At 69.4% G+C, this 3,875-nt stretch carries 5 protein-coding genes and 2 pseudogenes; 4 read left to right on the top strand and 3 right to left on the bottom strand.

What is annotated here, in order from left to right:
- The 3 genes and pseudogenes from VTU_RS30215 to VTU_RS0124175 all read right to left on the bottom strand — a co-directional run.
- Nucleotides 1–240: pseudogene (locus tag VTU_RS30215) on the bottom strand (NUDIX hydrolase); the annotation flags it as partial.
- Nucleotides 237–1,220, bottom strand: a complete 984-nt coding sequence (locus tag VTU_RS0124180) for a quinone oxidoreductase family protein (RefSeq protein ID WP_010110242.1) — start codon at nt 1,218–1,220, stop codon at nt 237–239. The pseudogene VTU_RS30215 and the gene VTU_RS0124180, both read right to left, overlap by 4 nt.
- A 76-nt stretch (nt 1,221–1,296) precedes the next feature.
- Complete coding sequence (locus tag VTU_RS0124175; RefSeq protein ID WP_010110241.1) at nt 1,297–2,118, bottom strand: SDR family oxidoreductase; 822 nt, start codon at nt 2,116–2,118, stop codon at nt 1,297–1,299.
- A gap of 170 nt (nt 2,119–2,288) precedes the next feature.
- On the opposite strand from VTU_RS0124175, the pseudogene VTU_RS35955 reads away from it, so the two are divergent.
- The 4 genes and pseudogenes from VTU_RS35955 to VTU_RS0124160 form a co-directional block, all read left to right on the top strand.
- Nucleotides 2,289–2,819 (top strand): annotated as a pseudogene (locus tag VTU_RS35955) (ATP-binding cassette domain-containing protein); the annotation flags it as partial.
- A 15-nt stretch (nt 2,820–2,834) separates the two neighbouring features.
- The gene (locus VTU_RS35950) at nt 2,835–3,170 is read left to right on the top strand and encodes an ATP-binding cassette domain-containing protein (protein WP_498370524.1); all 336 of its coding nucleotides are present in this window, start codon (nt 2,835–2,837) and stop codon (nt 3,168–3,170) included.
- Complete coding sequence (locus tag VTU_RS0124165; RefSeq protein ID WP_010110237.1) at nt 3,170–3,532, top strand: P-loop NTPase family protein; 363 nt, start codon at nt 3,170–3,172, stop codon at nt 3,530–3,532. Before VTU_RS35950 ends, VTU_RS0124165 begins: the two co-directional genes overlap by 1 nt.
- A 64-nt stretch (nt 3,533–3,596) precedes the next feature.
- Complete coding sequence (locus VTU_RS0124160) at nt 3,597–3,851, top strand: type II toxin-antitoxin system Phd/YefM family antitoxin (RefSeq protein ID WP_010110235.1); 255 nt, start codon at nt 3,597–3,599, stop codon at nt 3,849–3,851.
- The last annotated feature ends 24 nt before the right edge of the window (nt 3,852–3,875 follow it).

Here is a 3,875-nt window from a genome sequence, read left to right as displayed (position 1 = left end):
CGCCGCGGTGCGCGCCTCGGGCGCCGCCTCCAGATGCCAGGCCCCGGAATGCTGCCGCAGCCTGCCGCCCTGTTCGGCCAGGCGCGCCAAGTCGATTTGCTGCAAAAACCCCGGGGCCACCGAGCCCACCACCTGCCCCGCGAGCACAAAGGCCTCGCGCGGCCGGGGCGCGGGGCGCTGCGCCATGCGCCGCGCGGCGGCGAGCCAGCGCCCGAACGACGGGTCGTCGGGCGCGCTCACGGCGTGAGGATGGTGCTGCCCGTGGTCTTGCGCGCCTCAAGGTCACGGTGCGCCTGCTGCACCTCGGCGAGCGGGTAGCGCTGGTCGATGTGGACCCTGACCTGGCCGCTGGCCACCACGGCGAACAGATCCTCGGCCATGGCCTGCACGCTCGCGCGCGTGGCAATGTGCGTGAACAGCGTCTGGCGCGTGACGTAGAGCGAGCCCTTGGCGCCCAACAGGCCCGGCGCAAACGGCGCCACCGGGCCCGAGGCATTGCCAAAACTCGCCATCAGGCCCAGCGGGCGCAGGCATTCGAGCGACTTCTCCCAGGTGTCCTTGCCCACCGAGTCGTACACCACCTTCACGCCCTTGCCGCCGGTGATCTCGCGCACCCGGGCGGCGAAGTCTTCGCGGCAGTAGTTGATGGCGTGCGCCGCGCCGTTGTCCAGCGCGAGCCGGCATTTGGCGTCGCTGCCCGCCGTGCCGATGAGTTGCAGGCCCAGCGCCTTGGCCCACTGGCAGGCGATCAGCCCGACGCCGCCCGCAGCGGCGTGGAACAGCACATGGTCACCGGCTTGCAGCCCTTCGACGGGCCGGGTCTTCTTGAGCAGATACTGCGCCGTCAGGCCCTTGAGCATCATCGCCGCGCCGGTGTCGAAGCCGATCGCGTCGGGCAGCCGGCACACGCACTGCGCAGGCAGCACGCGCATTTCGCAGTAGCTGCCCGGGGGCATGCTGGCGTACACGGCGCGGTCGCCCGGCGCGAGGTGCGTGACGCCCGCGCCCACGGCCTGCACCACGCCCGCCGCCTCCATGCCGATTCCCGCGGGCAGGCTCAGCGGGTACAGGCCCGTGCGGTGGTACACGTCGATGAAATTCAGGCCGATCGCGTGGTGGCGGATGAGCACCTCGCCCGGGCCGGGCGCGCCCACGGTCAGGTCAACGAGGGCAAGCTCTTCGGGGCCGCCGTGCTGGCGGATCTGGACGGCGAGGCTCATGGAAACGGACTCCTGTTGCGCTGGAATGCGGGCCGGAATGCAGGCCGCGCGGAATCATCGCACAGCGGCCGCCGCGTCAGAAAACGCCGGGGTACGCGCCGCCATCGGCCAGCAGGTTCTGGCCCGTGACGTAGCCCGCGTGCACGCTGCACAGAAACGCGCAAATCGCGCCGAACTCATCGGCCCGGCCGTAGCGCCCCGCAGGAATCAGCGCCTGCTGCGCCTGGCGCACCGCGTCCACGCTCTTGCCCGACTTGGCCGCGACGGCGTGCACGGTCGCGACCAGCCGGTCGGTATCGAACCTTCCGGGCAGCAGGTTGTTGATGGTCACGCCCCGGGCGGCGATCGGGCTGCGCGCGACGCCCGCGACAAAGCCCGTGAGGCCGCTGCGCGCGCCGTTGGACAGGCCCAGAACGTCGATGGGCGCCTTCACCGCGCTGGAGGTGATGTTCACGATGCGGCCAAAACCGCGCGCCGCCATGCCGTCGAGCGTGGCCCCGATGAGCTCGATGGGGGCGAGCATGTTCGCGTCCAGCGCCGCAATCCAGGCGGCGCGGTCCCATTCGCGAAAATCCCCCGTGGGCGGACCGCCGGCGTTCGTGACCACGATGTCGAAGTCCCGCCCCGGGCCGCCAGCCACGGAGAGCGCCGCGGCGCGCCCTGCGGCGCTGGTGATGTCCGCGGCGACGCTCAGCACGCGCGCTGGGGCGCCGCCCCGGCCCGCGGCCTTGGCCGCCTCAGCCGCCAAACGGCTCGCCGCCGCGTCCAGCGCCCGGGCGCTGCGCGCATTCACCACCACGTGCACGCCCTCGCGCACCAGCGCGTGCGCGCAGCCGTAGCCCAGCCCCTTGCTCGCGCCGCACACCAGCGCCCATTTGCCGGCAATCCCCAAATCCATCACAAGCTCCCTTTGCAGTGCCGCAAGCCGCGGCCCCGGCGAATCATAGGAGCCTGCGCGTGCGGTCTTTTGCCGAAGGGCGCCCGCGCGGGCCGGACAGAGCACACAATCCGGGCATGACCGCACTCTTTGAAGCATTGCACCTGCGCAAGCGCTATGGCACGGCCACGGCGGTGGACGACGTCTCCTTTGCCATCGCCCCCGGCGAATGCCTGGGCGTCATCGGCCCGAACGGCGCGGGCAAGACCACCACCTTGCGCATCTGCCTGGGCCATGCAGCGCCCGACGGCGGCAGCGTGCATTTCCAACCGCAACCGGCAGACGCGCCGCTGCGCATGCCCCACGACGCGCTGGCGATCAGGGCGCAGCTCGGCGTGGTCGCCCAGTTCGACACGCTCGACCCCGACTTCAGCTGCGCCGAGAACCTGCGCGTGTTCGGCCGCTACTTCGGCCTCCGAGGTCCGGTGATGGACGAGCGCGTCGCGCGCCTGCTCGAATTCGCGGCCCTGACGCACAAGGCCGACGTCCGGCCCGCCACGCTGTCGGGCGGAATGCGGCGGCGCCTGAGCCTGGCGCGCGCCCTCGTCAACGACCCACGCCTGCTGCTGCTCGACGAGCCCACCACGGGCCTCGACCCCCAGGCCCGCCACCTCATGTGGGAGCGCCTGCAGCAGCTATTGCAGCAGGGCAAGTCGATCCTGCTGACGACCCATTTCATGGACGAGGCCGAGCGCCTGTGCTCGCGCCTGCTGGTGCTCGACCACGGGCGCAAGATCGCCGAGGGCCGCCCGCGCGCGCTGATCGCCGAGCACCTGGAGCCCGACGTGGTGGAGGTATTCGGCGTGGGCGCCGCGGCGCTGGCCGAGGACGCCGCGCTGCGCACGCTCGCCGCGCGCGTGGAAACCAGCGGCGAGACGGTGTTCTTCTACACGCAGAACGCGCAGCCGCTGCTGCAAGCGCTCGCCGCCCACGGCCACCTGCGCACGCTGCACCGCCCGGCGAACCTCGAGGACCTGTTCCTCAAGCTCACGGGGCGGCAGATCAGGGAGTAGTGGGCCACCGCTACGACAGTGTTTCGTTCCTGCGCATGAGCCAAGCCAACGGGCTCGAATTCGCGGCCCTGACGTACGGCCCCCGGCCCGCCGCGCTGTCGGGCGGAATGCGGCGGCGCCTGAGCTTGGCGCGCGCCCTGGTCATCCTCATCGTCCTGGCTGGGGGTGAAATGCACCACCGCGCTGGCGACCAAAAACTGTTCAATTTGCGCGATCGTCGTGAGCCGCGTCTCGTCCATGTTGAGCACCATTTCCTGATGATCAACCCACCCTTGCTCGGGGCCTGCAACCGCCCCTTCAGACTCATACCTCGTTGGAAATACGGGGCTCCTTCAGACTCATACCACGTTGGACAAGGCTAACGCTTGCGCTTGTTTGCTCATTGTAGTAACGTATCTACATTATTCAAGCATATGGGGTGCCATCATGACCATTACCACCTTATCAAGCCGCGAGTTCAACCAGGGGACAAGCGAGGCAAAACGGGCCGCAAACAATGGACCGGTGTTCATCACAGCCCGGGGCAAACCTGCCCATGTGCTTTTGAGCTTTGACGACTATCAGCGGCTCACAAAGCAACGGCGCAACATTGCCGATGCGCTGGCGATGCCGGGTATTGCCGACATCGAGTTTGAGCCGCCGCGTGTGAGCATCGAACCCCGGCCGGTTGATTTCTCATGATGTTTGTTCTCGATACCAACGTGG

Origin of the sequence: Verminephrobacter aporrectodeae subsp. tuberculatae At4 (assembly GCF_000193225.1) — a bacterium.
Taxonomy (GTDB): Bacteria; Pseudomonadota; Gammaproteobacteria; order Burkholderiales; family Burkholderiaceae_C; genus Acidovorax; species Acidovorax aporrectodeae.
Note: the sequence above shows the minus strand (reverse complement) of the source record. Positions and strands in the feature narration are given on the sequence as shown.